This is a genomic window from Thioclava sp. DLFJ4-1 (assembly GCF_002020145.1).
Classification (GTDB): domain Bacteria; phylum Pseudomonadota; class Alphaproteobacteria; order Rhodobacterales; family Rhodobacteraceae; genus Thioclava; species Thioclava sediminum.
The window spans coordinates 66,807-90,552 of record NZ_MPZT01000006.1 but is presented as its reverse complement, the minus strand read 5'-3'; the positions used below and the strand labels follow the sequence as shown (position 1 = coordinate 90,552).

Genomic DNA, 23,746 nt, shown 5'->3' with positions numbered 1-23,746 from the left:
GATTTCTGCTGTCGGACACCGCTCGTCACGTCTTTTGAAACCCCTCGCCTTCGCGCTGGGGATGACCGGTTTGCTGGCCGCCTGCCAGCCGACGTCATTCGGCACGGCGCAGGTCGCGAAGGCCCGCACCACGCTGGCCAATGGCGCGTTGACGGTGGCGGCGCCGAAAGGCTGGTGCATCGATCCGAAAAGCCTGCGCAATTCCGGCGCGGGGGGCTTCGCGCTCTTTGGCAATTGCGCGGCGATCTCCGGCAATGCCGAGGATGCCCACGCGCCCGAGCCCGCGCTGCTGAGCGTCACGGTCGGGCCGCCCGCCTTGGAGGATGGCTCCGGCAAGCTGTCGCAGGACCGGCTCAAGAAAATCGGTGATTTCTTCCATTCCGAAATCGGGCGCGCGGCGCTGTCGCGCTCGGGCGAAGCCGCTGACGTCACGATCAAGGGCACCGAAATCTCGAATGGCACCTTGCTGCTGCGGGTCGAGGACCGCTCCGGCACGGGCGGACCGCCGATTGCGAAGACCTATCTGCGGGGCGTCACGGCCCTTGGCGGGCGGATCACGGCGCTGTCGGTGATGCCGCTGAAGGAAGGCGAAATGAGCTATGCCCAGCAGCGGCAATTGCTGGAGACATTCATCGCCGCGATCCGCGCCGCGAATTGACCGCCCAAGCCGACGCATCGTCACCTTCCCGGCCGAAACCCCGGAACGCGATGAGTTCGTGCGGAAATTCCCCCTTTCTCGCAACCCGATGATAAGGAATAACTGCTGTGATGCCGCAGATGGCACCGGCAGGCGGGAAAGAAGGGCAGCACATGGCAGGACGGAACGGCGGATCGCTGTTGCAACGGATTGCCGAGCGGCGCAGCTTGCGGCGCTGGCGCGATGCGGCGTCCAAGGTCCCTGCATTGGATCCGGAGGGGCTTCGCGGTCTGCGCGCACGTGCCCGCGCCCTGCGCAACGAAGTCGACACGGTGCTGCGCGCGACCGAACAGCGGCTGACGGCTTTTCCCGGCGATAGCTCTGTGCGCAAACCGTCGGGCAGCGATTGGGCGTGGCGTCCGCCGCTGTGGCGCGTGAAGGCGCATCCGCATGGCATCGCGGGGGCGCAAAGCCGCGACAAGCTTGGCGATGACCTCACCCTGTTCCATGACTGCCCGCGCTCCGAGATCACGCTGCGCCAGATCCGCAATACGAAGGGCGAAACGCTCGCGCCGTTCGGGCTGCGGCTCGATGTGCTGCGGTTCGAAGGGTCGTTCCTGTCGCTGGTGCTCGACCTGCCCGACGCGGCGCTTGGCGGGCTGCAACTCAACCATCTCATCCGGCTGGAGATGCAGCTGGACTGCGAGCGGGAGCTGGAAGTGTTCTGCCGCCTCAACATCAAGCACGGCCCCAATTCGGAGCAGCTGGTGCGCGAACTACCCCATGGCGACGGCGCGCGCTCTGTCGAATTCGATCTGGCCTATACGCGGATGAACGAGCGGCGGCTGGAAAAGGCGTGGGTCGATCTGATTTTTGAAAACCCACGGATGAACGAGGTGGTGATCCGCGATCTCACCTTCGCGCGCTACCCGCGCGCCGAACTGTGACGGAGGCGAGGATGCTGGACAGCACGCGGATCAAGGCAGGGCGCTGGGAAGCGGTGAGCCATGAGAAAGAGGCGCCCGATCTGGAGGTGCGTCATCAGGGCGAGGTGCTCGAGGGGCTGTCGGTCAGCGGCGCGCCCGGCGACTGGCGCATCGTGCAGCCGATCCCGGCGGAGTTGCTGAGCGAGGGGGTGCTGACCTTCCTCGTCTGCCGTAAGGCGGATGGCGAGGTGATCGACCGCTTCTCGCTGGTCGCAGGCGCGCCGCTGGCGGGCGATCTGCGCGCCGAGATCGACCTGCTGCGCGCCGAGCTGGACATGCTGTCGCGCGCCTTCCGCCAGCATTGCGCCGAGAGCGAAAGCTGAGCATTTCACGCGCGTCCCTCGCGCGCGGGCGCGCGCGTAGTAAGTAGACCTACGCGTCGAGCAGTTTGGCGACCGCCCGCAGCTCGAATTTCTGGATCTTTCCGGTCGAGGTTTTCGGCAGTTCCGAGAAGATCACGCGCTTGGGCGTCTTGAAGCCCGCAAGCCGCGCGCGGCAGAACTTGATCAGTTCTTCTTCGGTCGCCTCCTTGCCCTCCTTCAGCTCGACAAAGGCGCAGGGCACCTCGCCCCAGGTCTCGTCGGGCTTGGCCACGACCGAGGCGAGCGACACCGCCGGATGGGCGCAGATCACGCCCTCCACCTCGACCGAGGAGACGTTCTCGCCGCCCGAGATGATGATGTCCTTCGCGCGGTCGGTGATCTTGATGTAGCCGTCGGGATGCATGAAGGCGATGTCGCCCGAATGGAACACGCTGCCCTCGAAGGCCTCGCGCGTGGCCTGCGGGTTCTTGAAATAGCCCTTCATCACCATGTTGCCGCGGAAGACGATTTCGCCCAGGTGCTGGGCGTCGCGCGCGACCTCCTTGCCCTGATCGTAGACGGTGACCTTCTCGAGCATCGGCATCGAGACCCCGGTGCGCGCCTTCAGATCGGCGCGGGCCTCGCCCTCGGTTCCCTCCCAGGAGGGCTTCCATGTGCATTCCACCGCCGGGCCGTAGGTTTCGGTCAGCCCGTAGACCTGCGTGACGTTGAAGCCCAGCGGCTCGATCGCGGCCAGCGTCGAGGCGGGCGGGGGCGCACCGGCGGTGAAGACCTCCACCACATGATCGAAGGCGCGGCGATGTTCGTCCTTGGCGTTGATGATCGTGTTCAGCACGATCGGCGCGCCGCCGAAATGCGTCACGCCATGATCCGCGATCGCGTCGTAGATCGCCTTCGCAGTCACGTCGCGGCAGCCGACGACCGTGCCGCCCATCATCGGCACCATCCAGCTATGGGTCCACGAGTTGCAATGGAACAGCGGCACGATGGTCAGCAGAACCGGATAGAGCTGCATCCGCCACGAGATCGCATTGGCCTGAGTCGAAAGATAGGCGCCCCGGTGGTGATACACGACGCCCTTGGGCCGCCCCGTCGTGCCGGAGGTGTAGTTGAGCGCGATGCTCTCCCATTCGTCCTCGGGCATGATCCAGTCGAACATCGGATCGCCCTCGGCCACGAGCGCCTCATATTCGAGGTAATGCCCGGTCGGCTCGAAGCCGTGCTCGGGGTCGGCGACCTCGATGATCTGCGGCGCGGGGCCTTTCATCTTCTTCACGGCCTCTTCGGCCACCGGCAGGAAGGCCACGTCGCAAAGCACGATTTTCGCACCGCCATGTTCGAAGATATAGGCGACGGTATCGACATCGAGCCGCGTATTGATCGCGTTGAGCACCGCGCCACAGGCGGGCACGCCGAAATGCGCCTCGATCTGGGGCAGGGTGTTGGGCAGGATCGTCGCCACCACGTCGCCGGGTTTCACGCCGCGCGCCTTGAGGGCGGAGGCCAACTGACTCACGCGCGCGTGGTAATCAACGTAACTGTAAGAGCGGCTGCCGTAGATCACCGCCGGTCGCTCGGGGAAGACCTCCAGCGCGCGGTTGAGATGCGATAAAGGTGTAAGCGGTGCGTAATTCGCCGCGCATTTCTCCAGACCCGTCTCGTCGGCAAGCCAGCCCATGAAATCCTCCACGTAAATTGTCCGGGCATCTTCAGGCGGCATCGCGCGAAAGGAAAGAGGGTTTGCGTCATCTTTCGTCACAGCTAGTGTCGCGCGCATGATCGTTTCGCATGGCCGCCGCTACATCTTCGTTCATATCCCGAAGACGGGTGGCACGGCGCTGACGCTCGCGCTGGAGAACCGCGCGATGGCGGATGACCTGCTGATCGGTGATACGCCCAAAGCGCGGCGGCGCAAACGCAGGTTGGAGGGGCGCGAGACCCGGGGGCGGCTTTGGAAGCATTCCACGCTGAGCGACGGTCTGGGTCTCTATAGCGAAGATGAGGCACACAGCTATTTCACCTTCACGCTGGTGCGGAACCCGTGGGACCGGGTTGTCAGCTACTACCATTGGTTGCGCGAGCAGCGGATGGCGCATCCCGCCGTGGCGTTAGCAAAGTCGCTCAGCTTTTCGGACTTCCTTAACCATCCGCACACGCAGGCATCGCTCGCCGCGGCCCCCTATGCCAGCTACATGCGGCTGCCCGACGGTGAGGAGATTTGTGACCTCTATATTCGCCTCGAAGATGTCGAAGCCGATGCCGCCCCCCTCGCGTCACATCTCGGTTTTTCCGTGACTCCCCTCGCGCGATCCAACATCTCCGAGCGGAAGCGCAACTGGCGCGGGTATTTTTCAGAATTCGATGCTGAAGTGGTTTCGAAACTCTGTGCCGAGGACATCGCGCGGTTCGGTTACCGATTCTAAATTTTCGTGCAATTGCAATTTGCGACGCAATTTGGGCGATTCTCACGGGTCTGTGAGCGCACCCCTATCCAAAAAGATAGGTCAAACGCGCGAACCCCTATCCAAAAAGATAGGTCAATCACGGGTCCGTGAGCAACTTACTGTCCGAAAGTATAGGTTTGCCACATTTCGGTCACCTTTCGGCCCCGGAAACTCCCCAGGAATCAATTGATCTAGGTAGGACGAAGAAATGGCCTCGCCGACTTTCAGAAGGAAGACCGACATGACCCGCAGTGCAACGACGACTTGGAACGACGATTGCGCCTTTGATTCCGCTCTGGCGGGCGCAACCTCCGGGCGAGTGCTCGATAACGGGGCTGCTTCGGGGATCGTTGCCGGAACGCGAATCGCGACCGCTATGGGCTGGCGCCCGGTGGAAGCAATTGCGGTTGGCGACATGGTCATGACCTTCGACAGTGGCCTACGTCCCGTCGTGGACGTCAAGCGAACTCAACTCTGGCTCGGTCACGGGCGTTGCCCGGACCATCGCAAGCCGCTCGCCGTGCCGGTCGGCGCGTTGGGCAACAAAACCCCGATGCTGCTTTTGCCTGAACAGAACATGATGGTGGAAAGCGACATGGCCGAGGCAATTTACGGTGACCCCTTCGCCGTAATCCCTGCCTCTGCTCTTGAAGGCTATCGTGGGATCGATCGGATTACACCCCACCGTCCGATCGACGTGATCGTGCTGGAGTTTGAGGAGGAGGAGATCGTCTACGCGAATGGTTCTGGCATGGTCCATTGCGGTTCGATCAACAGCCACCGGCTCGAAGCACTCTTCGACGATGATGCAGGCCCGAACTACGAGACGCTGTCGCTTGAAATGGCACGCTCGATCGTTGCAGGGCTCATCGACGAAGATCTGACCGCGCACGCTTACGCGGCAGAGTGATAGCCCGGCCTGATTCCCTCCTGATCAACTGACAGGCCGAACGCCGCACCCATGACCAGGGTGCGGCGTTTTCCTTTGTCTTGGAGGCAGGTGGGAGGCGGGCGTTGAAGTGCCTCCCGGCCATAGAAAAACGCCGGGGCCTTTCGGTCCCGGCGTTCTGGTTTCTCTGGCGTTGTCGGATCAGGCGGCTTTCGCGGCCTGACCTTCGCCGTAGCGGCCGTAGAAGGTCTCGCCCTTGGCTGCGATGTCGCGAAGCAGGGCCGGGGCCTCGAAGCGCGGGCCGTATTGCGCGGTGAGCGCCTCGCAGATCGTGACGGCCTTGCCGGCGCCGAGAATGTCGAGCCAGCTGAACGGGCCACCCGACCACGGGGCGAAGCCCCAGCCGAGGATCGCGCCCACGTCACCCTCGCGGATGTCTTCCAGCACGCCCTGCTCAAAGGCACGGACCGCTTCCAGCACCTGCGCCATCAGCAGGCGATGCTGGACGTGATGCACGTCGGGCTGCTCGTCGGCGCGCGGGAACTTGGCGTCGAGGCCTTCCCAGAGGCCCTGACGTTTGCCCTTCTCGTCATAGTCGTAGAAGCCCGCGTTCGACTTGCGACCCATCCGGCCTTCGTCGGCCATCCAGAACAGCACGTCATCGACCGCCTCATCGGGATAGGCATCGCCCATCGCCGCCTTGGTGGCCTTCGCGATCTTCACGCCGAGGTCGATCGAGGTCTCGTCCACCAGCTGCAGCGGCCCCAACGGCATGCCGACCATCGTGGCCGCATGTTCGACCAGCGTCGGGTTCACCCCCTCGGCCACCATGCGAATCCCCTCGTTGATATAGGGAATGATGCAGCGGTTGGCGTAGAAGAAGCGTGCATCGTTGACGACGATCGGCGTCTTGCGGATCTGGCGCACGAAATCGAGCGCTTTCGCCACGGCCACCGGGCCGGTCTGCGCACCCTTGATGATCTCCACCAGCATCATCTTGTCGACGGGCGAGAAGAAGTGGATGCCGATGAATTGCTCGGGGCGCGCGCTGGCCTTGGCCAGTTCGGTGATCGGAAGGGTCGAGGTGTTGGTCGCGAAGATCGCGTCTTGCGGGATCACGGCTTCGGCCTTCTTGGTGACCTCGGCTTTGACGCCCGGATCCTCGAACACAGCTTCCACGATCAGGTCGCAGCCTTCCAACGCGGCGTAATCCGTGGTTGCGTTGATCAGGTCCAGCGTCTTGGCCTTGCCCTCTTCGGTGACCTTCTTGCGCGAGATACCCTTGTCGAGGATGCCCTCGGAATAGGATTTCCCGCGATCGGCGGCCTCTTGGCTGTTGTCGATCAGCACGACCTCGATACCGGCCTTGGCCGAGACATAGGCAATGCCTGCGCCCATCATGCCTGCGCCGAGGATGCCGACCTTCTTCACCTTCTGGTCCGACACGTCGGGACGGTTCGCGCCCTTCTCCAGCGCGCCCTTGTTGATGAAGAGCGAGCGGATCATCGAGGTCGACGACGGGTTCAGCAGCACATTGGTGAACCAGCGCGCCTCGATCTTGATCGCCTGATCGAAGGGCACGAGCGCGCCTTCATAGACCGCCGACAGAAGCGCCTTGGCCGCCGGATAGACGCCTGCGGTCTTGCCATGCACCATCGCGGAGGCACCCACGAAGGTCATGAAGCCCGCCGGGTGATAGGGCGCGCCGCCGGGCATCTTGAAGCCCTTCGCGTCCCACGGTTTCACCAGATCGGCGTCTTTGGCGTTCAGCACCCATTCCTTCGCGGCGGCCAGCGGATCCTCGACGACCTCGTCGATCAGGCCTGCGGCTTTCGCCTTCTTGGGGTCCGAGAGCTTGCCTTCCAGCAGGAAGGGCGCCGCCGCCATCGCACCGAGCTTGCGCGAGACACGGGTGGTGCCGCCGCCGCCGGGGAAGATGCCGACCATGATCTCGGGCAGGCCGATCTTCGCCTTCGGATTGTCCGCGACAAAGGTGCGGTGCGTCGACAGCGGCAGTTCCAGACCGATGCCGAGCGCGGTGCCGGGGATCGCGGTCGCGATCGGCTTGCCGCCCTTGTTGGTCTTCGGGTCCATGCCGGCACGCTCGATCTTGCGCAGGACGTGGTGCATCTGCATCACGCCGTCGAAGATCGCCTGAGCGCCGCCTTCGCGCATCTGCGCGATGACGTTGAGGTCCATGCCGCCCGCGAAATCGGGCTTGCCGGAGGTGATGACGACACCTTTGCATTTGTCATCCGCCAGCGCCTTGTCGATGAAACTGTCGAGGAGCGCGAAGCCCTCCATGCTCATCACGTTCATCGACTTCTCGGGCACGTCCCAAGTGATGACGGCAACGCCGTCGCTGCCAAGTTCGTATTTGAAATCAGCCATTTGTTCCTCCCTCACACGCGCTCGATGATGGTCGCGGCGCCCATGCCGGACGCGACGCAAAGCGTGGCCAGACCGGTGTTCAGGTCGCGGCGTTCCAGCTCGTCCAGCAGCGTGCCGATGATGATCGCGCCGGTGGCGCCGAGCGGGTGGCCAAGCGCGATCGCGCCGCCATTGACGTTGACCTTGTCGGCATCGACCTGGAAGGCCTGCATGAAGCGCAGCACGACAGCCGCAAACGCCTCGTTCACCTCGAACAGGTCGATATCCGAGATCGACATGCCCGAATCCGCGAGGATCTTCTCGGTCACCGGAACCGGGCCGGTCAGCATGATCGTCGGATCGGTGCCGATCTTCGCGGTGGCGCGGATACGCGCGCGCGGCTTGAGGCCATGCGCCTCACCGAATTCCTTGTTGCCGATCAGCACGGCGGCGGCACCGTCCACGATACCCGAGGAGTTGCCCGCGTGGTGGACGTGGTTGATGTGATCGAGATGCGGGTATTTCAGCATCGCGACCTTGTCGAAGCCCGGCATCACCTCGCCCATCTCCTTGAAGGAGGGCTTGAGGCCGCCGAGGCTTTCCATCGTGGTGCCCGCCCGCGGGAATTCGTCGTGGTCGAGGATGGTCAGACCGTTCTGGTCCTTCACCGGCACGATGGATTTCGCGAAACGGTTTTCCTTGATTGCTTCGGCTGCACGGCGCTGCGATTCCACGCCGAGCGCGTCGACGTCTTCGCGGCTAAAGCCGTATTCGGTGGCGATGATATCGGCCGAGATGCCCTGCGGGACGAAGTAGGTCTTCATCGCGAGCGACGGGTCCACGGCGATTGCTGCGCCGTCCGAGCCCATCGCGACGCGGCCCATCATCTCGACGCCGCCTGCGATATAGCCCATGCCCGCGCCGCCGCGTACCTGGTTCGCGGCGAGGTTCACGGCTTCCATGCCCGACGCGCAGAAGCGGTTGATCGACAGGCCGGGGATGCGCTCGTCGAGGGCCGACAGAAGCACCGCCGAGCGCGCAAGGCAGCCGCCCTGCTCCATCACCTGGGTCGCGTTGCCCCAGATCACGTCCTCGACCGCGTGGCCTTCGAGGTTGTTACGCTCGGCCACCGCGTTCAGCAGCCGCGCCGACAGCGCGACCGAGCTGACCTCGTGCAACGAGCCGTCCTTGCGGCCCTTGCCCCGCGGGGTGCGGGCTGCGTCATAGATATAGGCTTCCGTCATGGTTCCTCCTCACGCCCGGTCGGAAGGATTGCCGGGCATCAAATCATAGGGGTGTTTCCAACCGGGCAGGGCGGCGATGCCGTCCAGCCAGCGGTCGATATTGGGGAATTCCTTGCGGTCGAACCCGAAGGGCTCGGGGTAGTAGAGGTAGCCGCAGCAGGCGAAATCGGCCAAGCTGGGCTGGTCGCCGACGACCCAGTCGCGGCCGTCCATATGCTTCTCCAGCGTCTTGATCGCGGTGAGCACGCGGCCCTTGAGCCAGCCGATCGCCTCTTGCGGGCGCTTCTCTTCGGGCAGGAAGTTCATCAGGAAGCGCAGGCCGCCTTGCTGGCCCGAGCCCTTTTGCGCGTCCCAGAACATCCAGCGCAGCATCTCGTTGCGATCCTCGGCGAGGAATTTGCCGGTCTGCTCCGCGATATGAAGCTGGATGACGCAGGATTGCGACAGGGTCAGATCGCCCTCTTTGAAGACGGGTGCTTCGGCCATTTCGTTCAGAGCGTGATATTCGGCGCTGCGCGCCTCGCCGTTGAAGAAATCGACATAGACAGGCTCCCAGTCGTAGCCCGCCAGTTCCATCGTCAGCGCCGCCTTGTAGGCGTTGCCAGACTCTCCGAAGCAATAAAGTTGTGCCGCCATTCGCTGCGGTCCTCCCTGATCACGGGGCCAATCTGACCCCTAAGTGACGCGAACGTAAGCCCCTCATGAGCATTTCGCCGCAACGTCATTCCAGCACGACGTCGCGTCCAACGCGAGGGAGAGGGCGACGTTCCGTCGCGAGAGGTGAACGGACGTGAACGGAAAGCGCGGAAAAAGCGAGCGGCGCGGTGCGGTTAGCGCACCGCTTCCATCGTGCCTTTGGGAAACTCGATGCCTTCGAAATCGGGATAGACCTTGCGCAGGACCGCGATCTGCGCCGGGCTATCGATGCGCACCAGATACCATTCCTCGCCGTCCTGCAGCGCCAGCGTGGTGTTGGTCGAGCGCACCTTGCCCATATCGGGCACCTCCATCACCGTCGAGGTCGGGATCTGCGCATAGGCCCGGCCCGAAGACGTCTCTCCGGTCTTCATCGCGGCGATGTTCATCTCGAAATCGTCGATCGTCACCGAGGCCATCGCATCGTTGATCTGCTTGCGCATGATCTCTTCGAGCTGCTCTTTCGGGACGCCCGTCTGATCCGCGATCGCCTGCATCATCTTCGGCGGCACCGTGTCGAAGAAGACCGAGTAATCCTTCTCGTCCACCGCCTTGGTGAAGCCCGCGACTTCCTGCGTGACCGCGTTGCGGTCGGCGGCGTCGAACGCGAGCGCAGGCAGGGCCGAGAGGGCAAGGGACGCGACAGCGAAAACGAGAGACAGGCGGGTCATGGATGTCCTTTCGAAATCAGGCTTTGCGCTCGCCAAGCTCGGCCTTGAACAGCCGCAGGCGGTGGTTGAGATTTTCCTCGTGGGTGACGGAGTTGAAATGCTCGAACAGGAAGGTCAGCGCCTCGTCGGGCGTGATTTCCGCCTCCTGCGCGAAGCGGTTGAGTCTGCGATAGGCGTCATTGGTCATGGCGACGGGAAAGCGACGGGTCAGGCGCAGGCGTTTGGGCATTCAGGCTCCGCAATATGGCGCGAAAAGGCGCGTCAGGTTGCGCGCAGCTTAGGAAGAAACCTGCGCGCTGGCCAGACCGCCGGTGCTTTGGGTTCGTACATGGGAATCGCCCCTAGAGGTCGTCCCAATCGCTCAGCCCGAGCTTGTTCTTGCGGTGGATCTGCCACAGCGCCATCAGCGCACCGAAGGCGAGCGCCGAGATCACCAGCGTCACCAGATGCGGCGCGAAGGACATGCCCTCGGTCGCGCTCAGCAGGTGGTCCACAAGAAGCTGCGCGACCGCGAAGCCGGCTGCGAAGATCAGCAGGTTCTGCTTCCAGTCGAGATAGGGAATCGGGCGCGGCTCGAAGCCCAGCCAATGCAGCACCCGCGCACCCATTGGCGGCCGGGTCGAGCGGAACACGCCCCGCGCACGCAGCTCTGCGAGAGCGGCGTCGTAACGGCGGTTGGTTTCTGCATTGTCGAGATACATGACGGCGGGACTCGGTGGGAATCGTCTCTGGTTGGAGACTCCGAGGGTAGACCCGCACGGCCGCAAAACAATTGCCCGGCCCTACACTTCGCCTGACATGGCGGTGATTGAAAATTGAAACGGCGGGCCGAGGCCCACCGTTCATTTTCGTTTGATCCGTTCGCCTTAGAACTGGTCGTCGGCGAGCGCCATGACCGGGTCCGCGCCGGTCTCGATCCGCGCGAGGTGCATCGCGCAGGCCGGAAGCTGACGCGCCATGTAGTAGCGACCCGTCGCGATCTTGCCTTCGTAGAAGGACGTATCGGTCGCGCCGTTGTCGAGCGCCGTGAAGGCGGCTTTCGCCATCCGCGTCCACATCAGGCCAAGGCAGACATGCCCCATCAGATGCATGAAGTCATAGCTGCCCGAGAGCGCCGCGTTCGGGTTCTTCATGCCGTTTTGCATGAAGAACATGCCCGCCGTCTGAAGCTGCTTGGAGGCGTTCTTCAGCGCGTCGGTGAAGGGCTTCATCCGCTCGTCATCGTCATGCGATTTGCACTCGGCTTTGACCATCTCGAAGAAGGCCATGACGTGCTTGCCACCGTCGGCGGCCAGCTTGCGGCCCACCAGGTCGAGCGCCTGAATGCCGTTCGCGCCTTCGTAGATCATCGCGATGCGCGCGTCGCGCACATGCTGCGACATCGGCCAGTCCTCGGTATAGCCGTGGCCACCGAAGACCTGCTGCGCGGAGACGGCAGTCTCGAAGCCCTTGTCGGTCAGGAAGCCCTTGATGACCGGGGTCATCAGCGAGATCAGACCTTCGGCCTCGGCATCGTTGAGCGCATGGGAGCGGTCGATCAGATGCGCACCCCAGAAGGTGAAGGCGCGCGCGCCCTCGACGAAGCTCTTCTGATCCATCAGCATCCGGCGCACGTCCGGGTGCACGATGATCGGATCGGCGGCTTTCTCGGGCGCTTTCACGCCGGTCACGTCGCGACCCTGCGTGCGGTCCTTCGCGTAAGCCACGGCTTCCTGATAGGCAGCCTCGGCCACGGCGTAGCCCTGAAGGCCCACGCCGAGACGCGCTTCGTTCATCATCGTGAACATCGCGCGCATCCCCTTGTGGAGATCGCCCAGCAGCCAGCCCTTCGCGCCGTCATAGTTCATGACGCAGGTCGCGTTGCCGTGGATGCCCATCTTCTCTTCGAGCTTGCCGACCGAGAGCGAGTTGCGCTCGCCCAGCGAGCCGTCCTCGTTGACGAGGAATTTCGGCACGATGAAGAGCGACACGCCCTTGGTGCCTTCGCCACCGCCCGGCGCTTTCGCCAGCACGAGGTGAATCACGTTATCCGACAGGTCGTGGTCGCCTGCCGAGATGAAGATCTTCGTGCCGGTGATCGCGTAGGAACCATCGTCCTGCGGCTCGGCCTTGGTGCGCATGAGACCCAGATCGGTGCCGCAATGGGGCTCCGTCAGGTTCATCGTGCCGGTCCAGTCGCAGGTGACCATCTTCGGCAGATAGGTCTGCTTCTGCTCGTCCGTGCCGTGGGTGTGGATCGCCGAATAGGCGCCGTGGGTCAGGCCCTGATACATGTTGAAGGCCATGTTGGCCGAGACGAACATCTCGCCCACCGCGCAGTTGAGCAGATAGGGCATGCCCTGACCGCCGAACTCGGGATCGCAATCGAGCGCGGTCCAGCCGCCCTCTTTCATCGCCTCGAACGCCTTGTCGAAACCTTTGGGCGTGCGGACCACACCGTTTTCGAGCACGCAGCCTTCCTTGTCGCCCACCTCGTTCAGCGGGGCCAGCACCTCGGACGAGACCTTCCCGGCCGCATCCAGAACGGCCTCGGTGAAGTCGCGGTCCATTTCCTCGTAACCCGGCACATCCGAATTCGAGACTTTGAGCAGCTCATGCAGCACAAACTGCATGTCCTTGGTGTTGGCGATAAAGCTCGACATGGTTCGCTCCCTTTAGTCGTCTTCGCGGATCAGGCCGCGTCGTCGTGGCGCGCCTTCTCCAGTTCCTTCTCCGCCCACTCGATCTGACCGGCCAGTTCGTCGATCGCCTGACCCAGTTCCTCGCGTTGGCGCGTCATTTCCTCCAGACGTTGCTGTGCGAGCTTGATCGTCTCGTTCAGCTGCGTCTTCTGCTTGTCGCCCATCTCGTAGAGGTCCAGCAGCTGGCGGATATCCTCCAGCGAAAACCCGAAACGTTTGCCGCGCAGGATCAGTTTCAGCCGGGCGCGATCGCGTCGCGTAAACAGCCGCTTCTGTCCCTCGCGAATGGGAAACAGCAACTCCTTGCTTTCGTAGAACCGCAGGGTGCGCGGTGTCACCTCGAAGGCGTCGCACATCTCGCGGATCGTCATTACTGTGTCGGTCATACTCTCTGCCTCGCGTTTCCTTTGCGTAATGCGACGCGGCAAATCGTCTGCCTGCGGCCACATTACAAGACTTCTTTACGTTCGCGTCACCGTAACGTGGCGTCACGAATCCAATGACGTAATGTCAGGGAATTTTTACCGTACGGTAAAGCAAGTTTCTTTCCTCGAAACTCGCCATAATCGTCAAGCTCACAAGGCGCTCTCACGACCTCGCTGACGTTAAGGAATGCATTTCAGGGTCAAGAATCAAGTGTGTCCCGAACCTGATCACGCAATTGTCGGAGGTCGTCGATAGCCGCGTCCAATTCTTCACGCTGCTGCGTCAATACGTCAAGCTGCCGATCGGCAAGTTCGACCCAGACGCGGTTCTGCTCTTCCGTGCCTTGCTGATCGTAGATCATCAGCCACTGGCGCAGTTCCTCGAGCGAGAAGCCAAATCGGCGACCGCGCAGGATCAACGTCATCCGCGCGACCTCGCGCGGACCGTAATAGCGCGAACGCCCTTCCTTCTGGGGATTGAGAAGCTCGATATACTCGTAATAGCGCAGCGTGCGCGGGGTCACGTCGAACCGCTCGCACATCTCCTTGAAGGACAATAAGTCTGACATCTATTCGGCCTCCCGATCCGGGCGAGAAGCTAGCGCGCCGGGCTGCAAGCTGCAAGCAATGCCGCCCGCAGCCCGGCGGGCAGCAGCTCAGATTTCGATCGCTTTGAGCACCTCGGGTTCGATCACATCCACGCCGGGCAAGCCGTCGATGAGCGGCTGGGCCGATTGCTCCAGCGCTTCGAAAGTCTTGTAGTGGCAGGGAATGACGGTCTTGAAGTTGAAATACTTCTTCGACGCCCAGGCCGCGCGCTTCATGTCCATCGTGAAATGGCCGCCCGCGGCAAGAATGCCGATATCGGGATTATGCAGTTCGCCCATCCATTCCATGTCGGCCATGATGTCGGTGTCGCCGGTGACATAGATCGTGTGACCTTCGGCTTCGATCATGAAGCCCGCGGGCTGGCCTGCATAGACCGGGTCGCCGCCCTTGTAATCGATCGAGGCCGAATGGGTCGCGTTGACCATCGTGACCTTCGCGCCGCCTACATCGACTGTGCCGCCCTTGCCGAGGCCGACGGTTTCGGCGCCCTCGGCGCCAAGGATGATCGACAATTCGTGAATGCAATAGATCGGAATGCCCAGTTCCTTCGCGATCGGCACCGCATCGGAGGCGTGATCGCCGTGGCCATGGGTCAGCAGCAGATGCGTCGCGCCTTTGATCGCTTCGCTGCGCTTGTCATCCGGAAAGACCGGCGAGCCGGTCAGGAACGGGTCGAGCAGGATCACGGCATCGCCGGTTTCGATGCGGAAGCCGGAATGGCCGAGCCAAATGACTTTCATATGGGTTTCCTCCGTTAGGCACTTCGATTGTGACAGGGTGACGTATCAGCACTGTGCAGGTTCCAAGATTAGCGCGCAAATTCGCGTGTGACAGGGCAGGGGCCCGCTGATGCGGGGCGCGGCGCTTGAAAGCCCCAGTGGCTCGGGCTAAACCGCCTTCCAAGACAAGCGGAGAAGCACATGTCCATTGATATCGACACCGCCCGCAAAGTGGCGCATCTGGCCCGGATCCGGGTGCCCGAAGACCATCTGCCCGAGCTCGCGCAGGAGCTGTCGAGCATCCTGACCTTCATGGAGCAGCTGGGCGAGGTCGACGTCGAGGGCGTCGAGCCGATGACCTCCGTGACGCCGATGCGCCTCAAGCGCCGCGTCGACGAGGTGACCGATGGCGGTTATCCCGAGAAAATCCTCAAGAACGCCCCCGATGCCCGCGAGGGCTTCTTTGCCGTGCCGAAGGTGGTCGAATGAGCCTGAACAAACTGACGATTGCCGACGCGCGCGACGCGCTGAAAAAGGGCGATGTGACCGCGGTCGAACTGACCGAGTCCTGCCTGAGCGAGATCGAGGGCGCTGGCGCGCTGAACGCTTACGTGCACAAGACCCCCGAGATCGCGCTGGAGCAGGCCAAGGCCGCCGATGCCCGCATCAAGTCGGGCGACGCGCCCGCGATGTGCGGTATCCCGCTGGGCATCAAGGATCTTTTCGCGACCAAGGGCGTGGCGACGCAGGCCGCCTCGAACATCCTCGACGGGTTCAAGCCGGAATACGAATCCACCGTCACGCAGAACCTGTGGGACGCGGGCGCGGTGATGCTCGGCAAGCTGTCGATGGACGAATTCGCGATGGGCTCGTCGAACGAGACCGCGTGCTACGGTCCCGCCGTGAACCCGTGGAAGATCGACGACCGGAAACTGACGCCGGGCGGCTCCTCGGGCGGGTCCGCTGCTGCTGTCGCCGCCGATCTGTGCCTTGCCGCGACCGGCACCGATACCGGCGGCTCGATCCGCCAGCCCGCCGCCTTCACCGGCATCGTCGGCATCAAGCCGACCTATGGTCGTGTCTCGCGCTGGGGCGTGGTGGCGTTCGCCTCCTCGCTCGATCAGGCGGGCCCGATGACCAAATCGGTGCGCGACGCGGCGATCATGCTGGGCACGATGTGCTCGCACGATCCGAAGGATTCGACCTCCGCCGATATTCCGGTCCCGGATTTCGAGGCGGCGCTGACCGGCGACATTCGCGGCAAGAAGATCGGTATCCCGAAGGAATACCGCATCGAGGGCATGCCCGCCGAGATCCAGAAGCTCTGGGACGACGGCATCGCGATGATGAAAGATGCGGGCGCCGAGATCGTCGATATCTCGCTTCCGCATACGAAATACGCACTGCCCGCCTATTACGTGGTGGCCCCGGCGGAAGCCTCGTCGAACCTCGCGCGTTATGATGGCGTGCGCTACGGCCACCGCGCCAAGCTCGCGGCGGGCGAGGGCATCGTCGACATGTACGAGAAGACCCGCGCCGAAGGCTTCGGCCCCGAGGTCCAGCGTCGCGTGATGATCGGCACCTATGTGCTGTCGGCAGGCTTCTACGACGCCTATTACAACCGCGCCCGCAAGGTCCGCGCGTTGATCAAGCGCGACTTCGAGCAGGTCTTCGCGAAGGGCATCGACTCGATCCTGACGCCCGCCACCCCGTCGGCCGCTTTCGGGCTGGGCGAGATGGATGGCGCCGATCCGGTCGAGATGTATATGCAGGATGTGTTCACCGTGACGGTGAACCTTGCGGGCCTCCCCGGCGTTTCGGTGCCGTGCAGGCTGGACAGCAAAGGGCTTCCGCTGGGGCTGCAACTCATCGGGCGGCCCTGGGAAGAGGGCGATCTGCTGAATCACGCCCATGTCCTCGAACAGGCGGCGGGCTTCGCAGCCAAACCGGAGAAATGGTGGTAACATGAAACAGGCACTCGCGATCCTCGGCGGCGTTCTGGCCCTCTCGGGCTGTATCTCTTCGATCCCTGACAGCGGCCCCGAAGCCCGTCGCGAGGCCGAACTGCGCGGCCAGCCCATCGTGCCGCCCTCGGCGCAGAGCGTCTTGCCGACCGACAACGGCACGACGAACCCCGACGCACCCGGCGCGCCGCTGAATGCGACCGGCACGGCGACGCCCGGCACGACCAATGCGCTCTCCGCACCGACCATCGACGCGGGCGGCACCATTGGCGACGACCCGTCGACCTCGGCCTCCAGCTCGAATGGCGGCGACAATAGCGGCGCTGCGATCGGGGCCGATGCGATGGCCGCGCTGCAGCAGACCGACGCGTCGAACAGCACCGCCGGATCGAGCACCACGGCCAGCTCGCCGGGCTTCGACACCACCGCGTCGAGCAGCCTCGCCACCGCGCCGGTCACGCAGAACACGATCAGCAATCAGGACAGCTCGGGCCCGAACCTCGCCGCCTATGCGCTGTCGGTGTCGAACCGGCCGGGTGATTCCGTCTACAAGCGGTCGGGCATCAAGCTGACCTCCGCGAGCAAGGCTTGCGCAAAATACACGTCCGCCGATCAGGCGCAGCGCGCCTTCCTCTCGGCAGGTGGCCCGCAGAAAGACCGGCTGAACCTCGATCCCGATGGCGACGGTTTCGCCTGCGGTTGGGATCCGACGCCGTTCCAGCAAGCGCGTCAGTGAGCGCCGACTGGCCCTCGCCCAATTACGGCCCGCGCCGCGATGGGGCGGTGCCGGAGCTTATCGTCATCCATTACACCGCGATGCGGTCCTGCGACTCCGCACGCACCCGCCTCTGCCTGCCCGAGGCGGAGGTCTCCGCGCATTGGTTGATCGGGCGTGACGGCTCGGTCGAGCAACTCGTTCCGGAGGAGATGCGCGCCTGGCATGCGGGCCTGGGAAGCTGGCAGGGGCTGGGCGATGTGAACTCGCGCTCCATCGGGATCGAGTTGGACAATGAAGGCGACCGTCCGTTCCCCGAGCCGCTGATGGCCGCGCTGGAGGCGCTGCTGCCGCAGATCATGCGCCGCTGGGCAATCGCGCCGGAAAACGTCATCGGCCATTCGGATTTCGCGCCCGAGCGCAAGATCGATCCCGGGCCGCGTTTCGATTGGCAGCGCCTCGCGCGGCAGGGCTTGGCGATCTGGCCTGAGCGTGGGGCACAGGCTCCCGCGGTCGACCCCGAGAGCTTCCTCGCGCTGGCCTCGAGCCTTGGCTATCCGGAAGCGCCGCTCGCGACGATCCTGCCCGCTTTCCGCCTGCGCTTCCGTCCGCGCCATGAGGGGCCGCTGGATACGGTCGATATGGCACTGGTCGCCGATCTGGCGATGCGCTTCGGCGCGGATGGCGGGGCGTGGCGATCCAGCTGAGGAAGATGAGGGGGCGCTGCCCCCGCTCGCGATGCGAGCCCCCCGGGATATTTCTTCCAAGCCGAAAGGGTGATCAGAGCGCTGCGGCGAGCCGGGTGCCCTGATCGATGGCGCGTTTCGCGTCGAGTTCCGCCGCCACATCCGCGCCGCCGATCACATGCGGGGTGCGGCCCGCCGCGATCAACGCATCGGCTAGCGAGCGGTCCGAGAGCTGACCTGCGCAGAGCACCACCGTATCGGCCTCGATCAACGTCGGATTTTCGCGCGCCTCTCCGAAAGTGACATGCAGCCCCTCGGCAGTGATCTTCTCGTAATTCACGCCGCCGATCATTTTCACGTCCTTCATATGCAGCGCCGCGCGATGAACCCAGCCCGTGGTCTTGCCGAGGCGGCGGCCGAGCTTTTCCTTCTTGCGCTGCAGCAGGGTGACCTCGCGGGCAGGGGCTTCGGGCTCGGGCTTGGTCAGCCCTCCCGGTGTCTGCGCCGGATCGCCGACGCCCCATTCGCGCTTCCATTCTTCCAGATCCAGCGTCGGGCTGTCGGTCACCGTCAGGAATTCGGCCACATCGAAACCGATGCCGCCCGCGCCGATCACTGCGACACGTTTGCCGGCGGTGACGCGGCCCTTGAGGATGTCGATATAAGTCACGACCTGCCCGCCCTCGGTCGGGATTTCCGGGTCGCGCGGCTGCACGCCGGTCGCGATGATGATCTCGTCGAAGGGCGCGAGCAATTCGGGCGTGGCGTCGGTCTCCAGCTTCACCGTCACGCCGGTCTTCTCGACCATGGTCTTGAACCAGTCGGTGAGCCCGTGGAATTCCTCCTTGCCGGGGATCGCGCGGGCCATGGTGAGCTGTCCGCCAAGTTCCGAGGCGCGGTCGAACAGGGTCACGGCATGGCCGCGCTCGGCTGCGGTGATCGCCGCAGACAGGCCCGCCGGGCCCGCGCCGACGACGGCGATGGATTTTGGTGCTTCGGTTTTCGTGATGACGATCTCGGTCTCATGCGCGGCGCGCGGATTCACGAGGCAGCTCGAGACCTTGCCCTGGAACGTGTGGTCCAGGCAGGCCTGGTTGCAGGCGATGCAGGGCGCGATCTCGGCGGCGCGGCCCTCTTTCGCCTTCACCACGAAATCCGCATCGGCGAGGAAGGGGCGCGCCATCGACACCATGTCGGCGCAGCCCTCGGCCAGGACGCTCTCGCCGATTTCCGGCGTGTTGATCCGGTTCGAGGTGATGACCGGGATCGAGACCTCGGGCTTGAGCCGACCGGTGAGCCAGGTGAAGGCCGCGCGCGGCACCGACGTCACGATGGTCGGCACCCGCGCCTCGTGCCAGCCGATGCCGGTGTTGAGCATCGTGGCGCCCGCCGCCTCGACGGCTTTGGCGAGCGTGACGACCTCTTCCCAAGTCGAGCCGTCGGGGATCAGGTCGATCAGCGAGATACGGAAGATCACGATGAAATCGGGGCCGACCGCTTCGCGCACGCGCTTGACCACTTCGACGGGCAGGCGCATCCGGTTCTCGAACGAGCCGCCCCAACCGTCTTCGCGCTTATTGGTGTGGCGCACGAGGAACTGGTTGAGGAAATAGCCCTCGGAGCCCATCACCTCGACTCCGTCATAGCCCGCCTCGCGGGCGCGCGCGGCGGCGGTGGCGATGTCGGCGATCTGCTTCTCGATCCCGGCTTCGTCGAGCTCTTTCGGCGGGAAAGGCGAGATCGGCGATTTGATGGCCGACGGGGCCACGCAATCGGGGCCATAGGCGTAGCGCCCGGCGTGCAAGATTTGCATCGCGATCCGGCCGCCCGCTTCGTGGACGCGGTCAGTGATGATGCGGTGATGCGCGATATCCTCGGGGGTGAACAGGCCCGCCGCGCCAGGGAACACGCCGCCTTCATTATTGGGGGCCATGCCGCCCGTCACCATCAGCGCGACACCGCCGCGCGCGCGCTCGGCATAGAACTCGGCCACCGCATTCCAGTCGCCACGCTCCTCGAGATTGGTGTGCATCGAGCCCATCAGCACGCGGTTCGGCAGCGTCACATGGCCCAGATCGAGCGGCGTGAAGATATGCGGATATTGGCTCATGTAACCCTCCCTGATTTGGCCCGCACTCTGCGGCGCAAGGCTAAGCTTGTCACGTCGAACGCGGCGTCAGAGCGAAAGCGCCACCGTTTCGCAGGGATCACCAACCTGCGGGATTCTCTTCCATTGTTACCCTCGTATTGTCGCCGCGAAGTCTAAATTGCGCCCGATTTCGTGCCGATAAGCGGGAAATAAGAAACAGAAATTACAAGCCGAAGGGTGTTTGGGATGGATCGCCTGACTGAAATGGAAGCCTTTGCCACCGTTGTGGATCAAGGGGGCTTCACCGATGCAGCCAAGAAGATGGGCATCTCCAAATCGGCTGTGTCGAAACACGTCTCGGCGTTGGAGGCGCGACTCGGCGCACGTCTTCTGAATCGCACCACCCGTCGCGTTTCGCCGACGGAAATCGGGCTGGCCTATTACGACCGCGCGCGTCGTGTTCTCAACGACGCGGGCGAGGCCGATGCGCTGGTCACGTCGATGCAGACGGCGCCCTCGGGGCTGCTGCGCATCTCGGTCGCCACCGATTTCGGTGTGAATCTTCTCTCGCCGGTTCTCGGCGAATTCCTGCAGGAATTCCCCGAAATCACCGTGAATATGGTGCTGAACAATCGATACGTCGAACTCATCTCCGAAGGGTTCGACATGGCGATCCGCGTCGGCGAGCTGGAGGATTCGAGCCTGCGCGCGCGCAAGCTGACCGAGACCTCGCGCCGGATGATCGCCTCGCCGGATTACTTCAAGAAATTCGGCCGCCCCGAGCGGATCGACGATCTCAACGACCACAAGCTACTGCATTACTCCAACCAATCGGCGGGCAATGTCTGGAAGCTGACCGCGCCTTCGGGCGAGCGGCGTCAGGTCCGCTCGGCGGGCTGGTTGACGGTCAATGACGGCCAGTCGCTGCTGCATGCTGCAACTGCCGGTCTGGGGATCGCTTACCTGCCCTCGTTCCTTTACGCCGATGCGATGCGCGAAGGCCTCGTCGAAGAGGCGATGCCCGATCTGCCGATGGAGACGCTGGGCATCTATGCGATCTATCCGCCGGGCCGTTTCACGCAGCCGAAAGTGCGCGCCTTCATCGATTTCCTCGCCAAGACCTTCGCCGAGAAGGGCCCCGACAACTGGTGAGACCGAACTCCCTCCCGCGCCGAGCCATTCCGCCGGCTGGCGCTAACTCCGGGTCGAGGTGAGAACCGCTTCGACCCGTCTGTTTTTCTCGCGCCCCTCTTTGGTCAGATTGCTTGCGCGCGGGGCAAGGAAACCCGCCCCCTCGGCACTGACCTGCGACGCCGCCACCCCGTAATCGCCGATCAGCTTCTGCCGTGCCGATTGCGCGCGTTTCTTCGACAGCGCGATATTGGCCGCAAGCGAGCCCACCGCATCGGTATGACCCACCAGCATCACCTGAAAATCGGGATTGGCCTTGAGGAACTCGGCCAGTGCCTGCAGCGAGGCGAAATCGCCAGAACCGAGCGCGGAGGCCCCGGACGGAAAGTCGAGATCGTCGAGCGCGACCGAGCCCTGCGCCTCCAGCGTCTGCGCAAGCGCGGAGGGGGCGACGGCCGGCGCATCGGCGCGCGGCAAAATCGGCGCGGTTTGCGGCGGGGCGAGCGGATCGTCGGGCTGGGCGGGGGTGACGTCCTGCACCCGCATCTCGGTCACCTGAATGAAGCCCGACTCGGACGAGCGCGACACGGTAATTCCGAAGTAATCCGACCCATTGCGCGCCGCGATATAGCGGAAGTCGCCCAGATCGACATGCATCGCGGGCTCTGACAGCAGGTCGAGCGCGTAGCGGAAATCGAACCCGCCGCAGGCCTGCGTGTCGCATTCATAGAGGATGTCGTAGCCCGCCTGTTCGAGCTGATCGCGCAGGGGCGCGAGGATTTGCAGCGTCGTGTTCTGATTGGCCCGCAGCTGATAGGCGGTGTCGGAGCGTGCGCCTTCCAGATCGCGGGTCTCGAGCTGACCGTCCTGCCACGGCCCGACCGCCAACTGGTAGCTGGTGGCGGGGCTCGTTTCCTGCGCGGATTGGGTGGCGCCTGCGGGCAGTGTCAGGTCCGCCGATGCGGCCAGCGCCGCGTGGGACAGGGGGACGGCCAGCAGACCGGCGAGAAGAAGGGTCGCCCGGCTGCTCATGCCACCTCCGGCGCGCGGCGATAGTGATATTGCGCGCGCACTTCCATACCGAAGCTTTCGGCGAGCGTGTTCGAGGCGTCATTGGCGAGCGTCGTGATCATCTCGAACCGCTCGGCCCCGGCCTCGGCGGCCCAGCGAGCGCCCTCATAGATCATCTCGCGCGCGAGGCTCATCCGGCGATATTGCGGCGCAACGGCGAGGGCGTGGAGCATTGCGGCCCCTTCATAGACAGCGATATAGGCGACGCCTGCGGCCCGGTCTTCCTTGCGGCCGAGAACGCAGGTTTTCGGCACCTCGGCGCGATCCATGATCGCTTGGCGCTCGGGGCCGACATCAAGCTCGGTCCACAGGTCGCGGGCGATCTGCAGCGGCGGCCAATGGGCGAAAGCGGTCACGGGCGGCACCTCGCCCTGCATCACGGCGATCGGAGCCGACCAGATCCGCACCGGGTCATAGGATTCGTAGCCGCGCGCCTCCAGAACCGCATCCAAAGCCTCGTCGCCCGCGCGGATCATGAAGCGCGGACGCTGGCCCAAGGCGCGATGCGCGGCTTCGGCGGCCGGAATGTCGGCCTGCTCGAGCGGCACTTCCAGCGTCGCGCAGCTGACGCGCGACCCGCCACCTTGCCCGTCGCGGATCAGAAACCCGCCCGCGCGGCGATATTCGGCTGCGGGCCAGGTCGCGTCGATGATCGCATAGGCGTCGATCATGTGCCCTCCGGGAAGGCGGTCTTCAGCTCGGCGAAGCCCGCGTCGACCTGAACGGGATCGGTGCCGCGCAGCACGAGATTGGTGCCGTAGCGGCCCTCCTGCACGAAGGGATAGGAGCCGATCGAGAGGTCGGGATAGCGGCCCGCCAGCGCGCGCAGATCGTCGGCCACCGAGGATTCCGCGCGCAGCACCTGCAGGCTGCGCGAGAGCATCGGCGCGCCACCGGTGAGTTTCGGCAAGAGCCCCTCGACCATCGCCTGAAAGATGTTCGGCACGCCCGCCATCACATGGACATTGCCCAGCGAGAAGCCCGGCGCGGCAGAGACCGGGTTCTCGATCAGCTCCGCGCCGTCGGGGATCCGCGCCATGCGCAGCCTTGCGGAGGTGAACTCGGTGTCGCGGGCTGCGTAATGCGCGGCGAGGATCGCCTTGGCATCCTCGCGCACGTCGAGCTTGGCCCCCATCGCCTCGGCCACCGCATCGGCGGTGATGTCGTCATGGGTCGGGCCGATTCCGCCGCCCGTAAAAAGGTGATCATGGGCTGCCGAGAGTTCCCGCACCGCGGCCACGATCACGTCATTGTCGTCCGGCACCACGCGGATCTCGCGGCAGGTGATTCCGCGCTCGACCAGCTGTCCGGCCAGATAATGCGCGTTTCCCTCGCGGGTCCGCCCCGAGAGGATTTCATCGCCGATGATCAGGATCGCTGCGGTGGGATTTGGCAT

The 23,746-nt window shown here is 64.2% G+C and carries 25 protein-coding genes; 10 read left to right on the top strand and 15 right to left on the bottom strand.

Annotated features, from left to right (window positions below; translation table 11 throughout):
- Positions 1 to 61 precede the first annotated feature (61 nt).
- The 3 genes from BMI85_RS18105 to BMI85_RS18095 all read left to right on the top strand — a co-directional run bounded on the left by BMI85_RS18105 (position 62) and on the right by BMI85_RS18095 (position 1,946).
- Complete coding sequence (locus BMI85_RS18105) at positions 62 to 658, top strand: hypothetical protein (protein WP_078602276.1); 597 nt, start codon at positions 62 to 64, stop codon at positions 656 to 658.
- A gap of 152 nt (positions 659 to 810) precedes the next feature.
- A complete protein-coding gene (locus tag BMI85_RS18100) occupies positions 811 to 1,584 on the top strand; it encodes a DUF6478 family protein (RefSeq protein ID WP_078602502.1) in 774 nt (257 codons plus the stop codon).
- Between the two features lie 11 nt (positions 1,585 to 1,595).
- Positions 1,596 to 1,946: a hypothetical protein gene (locus tag BMI85_RS18095; protein WP_078602275.1), complete on the top strand. Its 351-nt coding sequence runs from the start codon at positions 1,596 to 1,598 to the stop codon at positions 1,944 to 1,946.
- A gap of 49 nt (positions 1,947 to 1,995) precedes the next feature.
- On the opposite strand, the gene BMI85_RS18090 is transcribed toward BMI85_RS18095, so the two are convergent.
- The gene (locus BMI85_RS18090) at positions 1,996 to 3,624 is read right to left on the bottom strand and encodes an AMP-binding protein (RefSeq protein WP_078602274.1); all 1,629 of its coding nucleotides are present in this window, start codon (positions 3,622 to 3,624) and stop codon (positions 1,996 to 1,998) included.
- Between the two features lie 97 nt (positions 3,625 to 3,721).
- On the opposite strand from BMI85_RS18090, the gene BMI85_RS18085 reads away from it, so the two are divergent.
- Both BMI85_RS18085 and BMI85_RS18080 read left to right on the top strand, forming a co-directional pair.
- Complete coding sequence (locus tag BMI85_RS18085; RefSeq protein WP_078602273.1) at positions 3,722 to 4,369, top strand: sulfotransferase family 2 domain-containing protein; 648 nt, start codon at positions 3,722 to 3,724, stop codon at positions 4,367 to 4,369.
- Positions 4,370 to 4,631: 262 nt separating this feature from the next.
- Positions 4,632 to 5,300 (top strand): Hint domain-containing protein, encoded by a 669-nt coding sequence (locus BMI85_RS18080; RefSeq protein WP_168174816.1) that lies wholly within the window; start codon positions 4,632 to 4,634, stop codon positions 5,298 to 5,300.
- Positions 5,301 to 5,480: 180 nt separating this feature from the next.
- Here the strand turns inward: BMI85_RS18080 and BMI85_RS18075 are convergent, their stop codons facing one another.
- The 10 genes from BMI85_RS18075 to BMI85_RS18030 all read right to left on the bottom strand — a co-directional run bounded on the left by BMI85_RS18075 (position 5,481) and on the right by BMI85_RS18030 (position 14,715).
- Positions 5,481 to 7,670 carry a 3-hydroxyacyl-CoA dehydrogenase NAD-binding domain-containing protein gene (locus BMI85_RS18075; RefSeq protein ID WP_078602272.1) on the bottom strand — a complete coding sequence of 730 codons (2,190 nt, stop codon included), beginning with the start codon at positions 7,668 to 7,670 and terminating at the stop codon, positions 5,481 to 5,483.
- Positions 7,671 to 7,681: 11 nt separating this feature from the next.
- Positions 7,682 to 8,893, bottom strand: a complete 1,212-nt coding sequence (locus BMI85_RS18070; protein ID WP_078602271.1) for an acetyl-CoA C-acetyltransferase — start codon at positions 8,891 to 8,893, stop codon at positions 7,682 to 7,684.
- Between the two features lie 9 nt (positions 8,894 to 8,902).
- On the bottom strand, positions 8,903 to 9,529 hold the full coding sequence (locus BMI85_RS18065; RefSeq protein WP_078602270.1) for a glutathione S-transferase family protein: 627 nt from the start codon (positions 9,527 to 9,529) through the stop codon (positions 8,903 to 8,905).
- A gap of 194 nt (positions 9,530 to 9,723) precedes the next feature.
- A complete protein-coding gene (locus tag BMI85_RS18060; protein WP_078602269.1) occupies positions 9,724 to 10,260 on the bottom strand; it encodes a hypothetical protein in 537 nt (178 codons plus the stop codon).
- Positions 10,261 to 10,276: 16 nt separating this feature from the next.
- A complete protein-coding gene (locus BMI85_RS18055) occupies positions 10,277 to 10,489 on the bottom strand; it encodes a hypothetical protein (protein ID WP_078522325.1) in 213 nt (70 codons plus the stop codon).
- 112 nt (positions 10,490 to 10,601) lie between these two features.
- Positions 10,602 to 10,961, bottom strand: a complete 360-nt coding sequence (locus BMI85_RS18050) for a DUF6404 family protein (RefSeq protein ID WP_078522326.1) — start codon at positions 10,959 to 10,961, stop codon at positions 10,602 to 10,604.
- Between the two features lie 165 nt (positions 10,962 to 11,126).
- The gene (locus BMI85_RS18045; protein WP_078602268.1) at positions 11,127 to 12,902 is read right to left on the bottom strand and encodes an acyl-CoA dehydrogenase C-terminal domain-containing protein; all 1,776 of its coding nucleotides are present in this window, start codon (positions 12,900 to 12,902) and stop codon (positions 11,127 to 11,129) included.
- A gap of 29 nt (positions 12,903 to 12,931) precedes the next feature.
- Entirely contained in the window at positions 12,932 to 13,327 is a 396-nt protein-coding gene (locus BMI85_RS18040) for a MerR family DNA-binding transcriptional regulator (RefSeq protein WP_078522328.1), read from the bottom strand.
- A gap of 239 nt (positions 13,328 to 13,566) precedes the next feature.
- The gene (locus BMI85_RS18035) at positions 13,567 to 13,935 is read right to left on the bottom strand and encodes a MerR family DNA-binding transcriptional regulator (RefSeq protein WP_078522329.1); all 369 of its coding nucleotides are present in this window, start codon (positions 13,933 to 13,935) and stop codon (positions 13,567 to 13,569) included.
- Between the two features lie 87 nt (positions 13,936 to 14,022).
- Complete coding sequence (locus BMI85_RS18030; RefSeq protein WP_078602267.1) at positions 14,023 to 14,715, bottom strand: metal-dependent hydrolase; 693 nt, start codon at positions 14,713 to 14,715, stop codon at positions 14,023 to 14,025.
- 180 nt (positions 14,716 to 14,895) lie between these two features.
- Between BMI85_RS18030 and gatC the strand changes: the two genes are divergently transcribed.
- From gatC to BMI85_RS18010, 4 genes are read left to right on the top strand one after another with little or no spacing between them, the layout of a single operon-like run.
- Positions 14,896 to 15,183, top strand: a complete 288-nt coding sequence (gene gatC / locus BMI85_RS18025) for an Asp-tRNA(Asn)/Glu-tRNA(Gln) amidotransferase subunit GatC (RefSeq protein WP_078570776.1) — start codon at positions 14,896 to 14,898, stop codon at positions 15,181 to 15,183.
- Positions 15,180 to 16,658 (top strand): Asp-tRNA(Asn)/Glu-tRNA(Gln) amidotransferase subunit GatA, encoded by a 1,479-nt coding sequence (gene gatA / locus BMI85_RS18020; RefSeq protein WP_078602266.1) that lies wholly within the window; start codon positions 15,180 to 15,182, stop codon positions 16,656 to 16,658. Before gatC ends, gatA begins: the two co-directional genes overlap by 4 nt.
- A 1-nt stretch (position 16,659) precedes the next feature.
- Complete coding sequence (locus BMI85_RS18015; protein ID WP_078602265.1) at positions 16,660 to 17,394, top strand: hypothetical protein; 735 nt, start codon at positions 16,660 to 16,662, stop codon at positions 17,392 to 17,394.
- Positions 17,391 to 18,080, top strand: coding sequence for an N-acetylmuramoyl-L-alanine amidase (locus BMI85_RS18010; RefSeq protein WP_246832593.1), 690 nt, complete (start codon positions 17,391 to 17,393; stop codon positions 18,078 to 18,080). The genes BMI85_RS18015 and BMI85_RS18010 overlap by 4 nt, the downstream gene beginning before the upstream one ends.
- A 73-nt stretch (positions 18,081 to 18,153) precedes the next feature.
- On the opposite strand, the gene BMI85_RS18005 is transcribed toward BMI85_RS18010, so the two are convergent.
- Complete coding sequence (locus tag BMI85_RS18005; RefSeq protein ID WP_078602263.1) at positions 18,154 to 20,169, bottom strand: NADPH-dependent 2,4-dienoyl-CoA reductase; 2,016 nt, start codon at positions 20,167 to 20,169, stop codon at positions 18,154 to 18,156.
- A 225-nt stretch (positions 20,170 to 20,394) separates the two neighbouring features.
- Here BMI85_RS18005 and BMI85_RS18000 point away from each other — a divergent pair, with 225 nt between their 5' ends.
- Positions 20,395 to 21,300, top strand: a complete 906-nt coding sequence (locus BMI85_RS18000; protein WP_078550848.1) for a LysR family transcriptional regulator — start codon at positions 20,395 to 20,397, stop codon at positions 21,298 to 21,300.
- A gap of 42 nt (positions 21,301 to 21,342) precedes the next feature.
- On the opposite strand, the gene BMI85_RS17995 is transcribed toward BMI85_RS18000, so the two are convergent.
- Genes BMI85_RS17995 through BMI85_RS17985 form a run of 3 tightly spaced genes read right to left on the bottom strand, consistent with a single transcriptional unit; the run spans position 21,343 to position 23,746 of the window.
- The gene (locus BMI85_RS17995) at positions 21,343 to 22,311 is read right to left on the bottom strand and encodes an OmpA family protein (RefSeq protein ID WP_078602262.1); all 969 of its coding nucleotides are present in this window, start codon (positions 22,309 to 22,311) and stop codon (positions 21,343 to 21,345) included.
- Positions 22,308 to 23,021 carry a GNAT family N-acetyltransferase gene (locus BMI85_RS17990; protein WP_078602261.1) on the bottom strand — a complete coding sequence of 238 codons (714 nt, stop codon included), beginning with the start codon at positions 23,019 to 23,021 and terminating at the stop codon, positions 22,308 to 22,310. The genes BMI85_RS17995 and BMI85_RS17990 overlap by 4 nt, the downstream gene beginning before the upstream one ends.
- Positions 23,018 to 23,746 carry a molybdopterin-binding protein gene (locus tag BMI85_RS17985; RefSeq protein ID WP_078602260.1) on the bottom strand — a complete coding sequence of 243 codons (729 nt, stop codon included), beginning with the start codon at positions 23,744 to 23,746 and terminating at the stop codon, positions 23,018 to 23,020. Before BMI85_RS17985 ends, BMI85_RS17990 begins: the two co-directional genes overlap by 4 nt.